The organism is Intrasporangium sp., from assembly GCF_036566125.1.
Classification (GTDB): Bacteria; Actinomycetota; Actinomycetes; order Actinomycetales; family Dermatophilaceae; genus Intrasporangium.
Genome location: NZ_DATCWX010000169.1, coordinates 1 through 5,458, shown reverse-complemented (window position 1 = coordinate 5,458; position 5,458 = coordinate 1). Strand labels below are relative to the sequence as shown.

Here is a 5,458-nt window from a genome sequence, read left to right as displayed (position 1 = left end):
CGGCAGCCGCGGCGGCACGGAGACGGTGACGTCTACTCGAACAGGAAGCGGCTCCCGATCGGGCTCTGCTCCCTGAGCTGCTCGCAGGCGCCTCGGGCCTGCTGCGTCTGGGCTGAGTCGATGCAGGTCTCGTAGGCGCTGACGTCGGCGTAGAAGACCAGCTGCATCGCCAGCGTCGACAACATGAGCGCGACGATTCCCAGCGTGATGGCGGGCCAGATCTTCTCCCGACTGCTGCGGTGGGCCAGGAATCGGAGCAGCCGCACCGTGAGCACCGCGGCGATGACAAAGGGGATCGCGGCGACGAACCGCTTCGGCAACGGCAGGTACATCGCGATGATGCCGAGCAGCACGAGGACGGTCACGGGAAGGGTGCGCTTGGCCTTCTCACGGGCGAACCCGATGTCGCGCCGCTCGTCTTGACTGCTCACTCACCCATCCTCGCCCATGGGACACCGCCGTCGCGCGACGGGTCGCGGCTAGACTCCGCGCGTGGCGTCCGAGGTCCCCGCAGCGAGCAGCCGAGTCGACATCGTCGTCCTCGTCTCCGGCTCGGGGACGCTGCTCCAGGCCCTCATCGACGCTGCGAGCGACCCGGCGTACGGGGTGCGGATCGCGGCCGTCGGCTCGGACCGGCAGTGCAGCGGGCTGGAGCGGGCCGAACGGGCCGGCATCCCCAGTTTCGTCTGCCAGCCGGCACGGTTCCCGTCCCGCGTGGAATGGGATGCCGCGTTGGCCGAGCGGCTTCGCGAGGTGCGGCCCCGCTTCGTCGTGTCCGCCGGCTTCATGCGGATCCTCGGCGAGCGTGTCCTCTCTGAGCAGACAGTGATCAACACGCATCCGGCCCTGCTGCCGAGCTTTCCCGGCGCGCACGGGGTCAGGGATGCCCTGGCGTATGGCGTCAAGGTGACCGGGACGACCTGTCACCTGGTCGACGCCGGTGTCGACACCGGGCCGGTCATCGACCAGCGCGTCGTGGCGGTCGCGGAGGACGACACGGAGGAGTCCCTGCACGAGCGGATCAAGGTGCAGGAGCGGGCCATGCTCGTCGACGTCGTCCGCCGGCTGGCCCACGAGGGCTTCACCGTGGAGGGACACCGGGTCCGCCTCGGCGGCACGCGCTAGGCTGGCGACACACGACTGGCGCAGGTGGGGAACCACCAGGGAGTGAACGTCGGGGCATCGCCCGCCTGGGTGCTCCCGGAACCTGATGCCCTTCCAATCAGCGCAGGAGCCAGCACATGCCCGACGCTCGCCGCCCCATCCAGCGCGCGCTCATCTCCGTCTACGACAAAACCGGTCTAGAGGACCTTGCGAGGGCGCTGGACTCGGCCGGTGTCTCGATCGTCTCGACGGGATCGACGGCCCAGAGGATCGCGTCCCTCGGGATCGCGGTCACGCCGGTCGAGGAGCTGACCGGCTTCCCTGAGTGCCTCGAGGGTCGGGTCAAGACGCTGCACCCCAAGGTGCACGCCGGGATCCTCGCCGACACGCGCAAGCCGGACCACCTCAGGCAGCTGGCCGACCTCGGCATCGAGGCGTTCGAGCTCGTCGTCGTCAACCTCTATCCCTTCCGCGAGACCGTCGCGTCTGGCGCGAGCGAGGACGAGTGCGTCGAGCAGATCGATATCGGTGGACCATCGATGGTGCGGGCCGCAGCCAAGAACCACCCCAGCGTTGCGATCGTGACGAGCCCAGCGGCATACGGCCAGGTTGTCGACGCGCTGGGAGCCGGCGGCTTCACGCTGGACCAGCGCAAGCGGCTGGCGGCGGAGGCGTTCGTGCACACGGCGAGCTACGACACCGCAGTCGCGAGCTGGATGCAGGACTACGCGGGCGCCGGGAGCGACGGTTTCCCCGCGTGGACCGGGGGTGACTTCACCCTGGCGGCGGCGTTGCGCTATGGCGAGAACCCGCATCAGCGAGCCGCTCTCTACCGCAATGGAACTGCGGGCGTAGCCTCGGCGGAGCAGTTGCACGGCAAGGAGATGTCGTACAACAACTACGTCGACACCGAAGCCGCGGTGCGGGCCGCGCACGACCACGGCGACCAGCCCACAGTCGCGATCGTCAAGCACGCCAACCCCTGTGGCGTCGCCGTCGGCGAGACGATCGAGCAGGCCTACGCACGGGCACATGCGACGGATCCCGTGTCCGCGTTCGGCGGGATCATCGCGACCAACCGCACGGTGACTGCAGCCATGGCCGGCAAGGTCAAGGAGGTCTTCACCGAGGTCATCGTCGCCCCCGACTTCGACGATGAGGCGCTGTCGATCCTCAAGGGCAAGAAGAACATTCGCATCCTGCGGCTGCCCAACGAGGACGCGATCCGCACGGCATCGATGGAGACCCGACCGATCTCCGGGGGGTTGCTCATGCAGGGCGTCGACCGGGTCGATGCCGAGGTGCGCGACGAGACCGGCGCGGTGACCGGTGGCGACAGGGCGGAATCCTGGCGGCTGGTCTCAGGTGCTGCAGCCGACGAGGCGACACTGGCGGATCTGCAGTTCGCGTGGCGCGCGGTCCGCGCGGTGAGGTCCAACGCCATCCTCCTCGCCAAGGACGGGGCGGCCGTTGGGATCGGCATGGGGCAGGTCAACCGGGTCGACTCGTGTTACCTCGCCGTGCGTCGTGCCGGTGAGGAGCGAGCGAGCGGTGCGGTTGCGGCCTCGGACGCGTTCTTCCCGTTCGCCGACGGGCTGCAGATCCTGCTCGATGCGGGCGTGCGAGCCGTCGTCGCGCCCGGTGGTTCGGTCCGGGACGCCGAGGTCATCGAGGCGGCCACGGCGGCGGGGGTGACGATGTACTTCACCGGGACTCGCCACTTCGCCCACTGACGCCACCTCCGCCGAGCGCCCACCCCCACCGACCCCGTGCGGCAACACACCCGCTTACCGCGCGGTCACCCCTCCTGCAGGTGGGGGAGGCACGCGATAAGCGGGTGTGTTGCGGTGGTGCTCCAGCGGATCAGGCCGGCGGCGACCATCGGTAGCCGGTCGGCTCGCCCTCGCCGAGGTCGACGATGGCCGCGACCGGTCCACCGCCGTCCGGGCCCTGGTGTGCAGCGGACACCGAGACGAACACGGCGGGGTCGCCGGTCACCGCGGCAGTCACGCCGCCGACGGCCGACTTGATCTGGCGGTGCCAGTGGACGTCGGAGTCGTCGAGCATGGCGTTTCGGCGCCCGTGGACGGTCCCGTCCTGGCTGACCTCGCACTTGAGGAAGACGTTGACGAGCCGTCCGTCGAGGTCGGTCCAGTGCGGGCGCTCGGGCAGGTCGAGCCCGGCGTCCTTGATGGCCTCCCAGATGCCGTCCTGGTCCAGCGCGTCGCGCATGACGGAGTGGCCGATCCGGTACCGCCCGCCGATGCCGCGCGTGTTGCCGACGACGACGACCTGCGCCTGGTCGAGCTCCACCCCCGACGAGCAGGAGGCGACGGATGAGAAGAGCGAGCGGTTGTGCATGACGTCCGCGTCCGTCGGCATCTCTATCTCGCCAAGGGCGACGGCGATGCCGAGGCCGGTCGTGCCGTTGGACAGGTCCATCGACTCGTGGGTGTGCTCGGTCCAGACCTTCATCCCGCGGGACTTGGCGTCGCGGATCGTGTGGATCGTCAGCAGCGGAGTCTTCGTCTGGACGTAGTGGACGTCCTTGGGGTCGGTGATCCCCGCCCGCTCCATCGCGACCTTCACGCCATCGGCGACCTTCCGGACCATCGCCACGTAGCCGATCTCCTCCGGCTTGATCGGCTCGCTCATCGCGAACCCCACGGTGAGGCGCAGGTCGTCAGACGGCTCGGCCCGGTCGGCTGGCACCGTGGCGAAGATCGTCGCGTGCGGGCTGATGACGCCATCGGTTCCACCCGACCACACGATCGGGATCTGCTTGACCTGGTCGGCGGGGGCACCCTTCTCGACGAGCACCTCGCGGAAGGCTCGGTCGGCGATGATGCGGGTGTAGTCGTTGACCCCGCCGTTGCCCTCCGTTTTGCCGATGATCGCGATGACCCGGCTGGCCTCCATGACGCCGTCGTCGATGAGCCTGGCGAGCTCGGACGCGTCGGCGACGGAGTGGATCGGGACCTTGCGCACCTCGATGGCTTCTGGCACGTGACTCACCTTTCGAAATCGTTTGGGGGCGTTGGGTTCTCGATGACGGTACCGATGCCGTGGTCCACGGCATCGGTGATCTGGTCAAGGGACGTGATGATGCTGCGTCGGCCGCCGGACCGCACGAACCGCATGGCCGCGTCGACCTTGGGGCCCATCGAGCCGGAGGCGAAGTGCCCCGCGGCGGCGTACTCCTCCAGCTCGGCAAGGGTCACGCGCTCGAGCGGCCTCGCCTCCGGCGTGCCCCAACCGATGACGGCGTGAGGGACGTCCGTGGCGATGACGAGCGCATCGGCGTCGATGGCGCGGGCGAGCAGGGCCGCGGTGAGGTCCTTGTCGATGACCGCCTCGACGCCGTGCACAGTGGCGGCGTCCGACCGCACGACGGGAATGCCGCCCCCGCCGGCGGCCACGACGACGTAGCCAGCCTGCATGAGGGTGAGCAGCGTGTGGGCGTCGAGCACCTCGAGCGGCTCAGGCGATGCGACGACGCGCCTCCAGCCCTTGGCCCCGCGATCCTCCCAGACCTGACCCAGCGCGATGAGCGGCTGGGCCTCGTCCTTGCTGACGTAGCGTCCGACGGGCTTGGTCGGCTTCCTGAAGCCCGGGTCGTCCGGGTCGACGAGCGTGCGGGTGACGATGGCGGCGACGGGCCGCTGGACTCCGCGCCGCGCGAGCGACCCCTCGAGCGCGTCGAGCATGGTGAAGCCGATGGTCCCCTGCGTCTGCGCGCCGCACCAGTCGAGCGGCACCGGTGGGACGACGTGGGCGGCGAGCTCGTTCTTGACGAGGATGTTGCCGACCTGCGGGCCGTTGCCGTGGGTGATGGCGACGTCGTGGCCAGCAGCCACGAGGTCGGCAACATGCGACATCGCCCGGCGGATCGCGCGCCGCTGCTCGTGCGGGGCCGCACTCCCATCGGGCCCGGTCATAGCGTTGCCGCCGAGTGCGACGAGCACCCTCATGCCACTCTCCTCGATGTCGTTGCGGGTGAGCCTAGGGAGCGAGTGGGGCCGGGCGCGTTGGCAGGTCCTGCCCAATGCAGGGCCGTTGGTTGTCAGTTGTACGTATGCCGCTGAGCTCGCTCCCGACGCACGTGCGCTCCCGCTCCTCCCGCACGTCGCCTGCGTCAGCGGGTGGTCGGCGTCGTGGTGATGCTGTGGGTCTGGACTCGGCGCAGGGCGCGGGCGATGGTGCGCAGCTCGTCGTCGCTCAACCCGGCAGCGAAGCGCTTCTCGATCTGCCCGACGTAGTGCGGCGCACTCGCCTCGAAACGCTGCCTGCCCTCGGTGGTGATGACGGCATACGACGACCGCGCGTCGACCGGGTTGGGCTCCTTGGCGACGAG

6 protein-coding genes and 1 riboswitch are annotated in these 5,458 nt (G+C 69.6%); of the genes, 2 read left to right on the top strand and 4 right to left on the bottom strand.

Going from position 1 to position 5,458, the window contains the following annotated elements; translation table 11 throughout:
- Positions 1-32: 32 nt before the first annotated feature.
- Positions 33-431, bottom strand: coding sequence for a hypothetical protein (locus VIR15_RS10350; RefSeq protein WP_331927398.1), 399 nt, complete (start codon positions 429-431; stop codon positions 33-35).
- A gap of 61 nt (positions 432-492) precedes the next feature.
- On the opposite strand from VIR15_RS10350, the gene purN reads away from it, so the two are divergent.
- Complete coding sequence (gene purN, locus VIR15_RS10345) at positions 493-1,125, top strand: phosphoribosylglycinamide formyltransferase (protein ID WP_331927397.1); 633 nt, start codon at positions 493-495, stop codon at positions 1,123-1,125.
- 1 nt (position 1,126) lies between these two features.
- Positions 1,127-1,203: riboswitch (ZMP/ZTP riboswitch) on the top strand.
- 38 nt (positions 1,204-1,241) lie between these two features.
- Positions 1,242-2,837 carry a bifunctional phosphoribosylaminoimidazolecarboxamide formyltransferase/IMP cyclohydrolase gene (purH, locus tag VIR15_RS10340; RefSeq protein WP_331927396.1) on the top strand — a complete coding sequence of 532 codons (1,596 nt, stop codon included), beginning with the start codon at positions 1,242-1,244 and terminating at the stop codon, positions 2,835-2,837.
- Between the two features lie 130 nt (positions 2,838-2,967).
- On the opposite strand, the gene bar is transcribed toward purH, so the two are convergent.
- The 3 genes from bar to VIR15_RS10325 all read right to left on the bottom strand — a co-directional run.
- On the bottom strand, positions 2,968-4,110 hold the full coding sequence (gene bar, locus VIR15_RS10335; protein WP_331927395.1) for a barbiturase: 1,143 nt from the start codon (positions 4,108-4,110) through the stop codon (positions 2,968-2,970).
- A 5-nt stretch (positions 4,111-4,115) separates the two neighbouring features.
- Positions 4,116-5,075, bottom strand: a complete 960-nt coding sequence (locus tag VIR15_RS10330; RefSeq protein ID WP_331927394.1) for a carbamate kinase — start codon at positions 5,073-5,075, stop codon at positions 4,116-4,118.
- 164 nt (positions 5,076-5,239) lie between these two features.
- Positions 5,240-5,458: winged helix DNA-binding protein (locus tag VIR15_RS10325; protein ID WP_414654952.1), on the bottom strand; the 219-nt coding region annotated here is incomplete at its 5' end.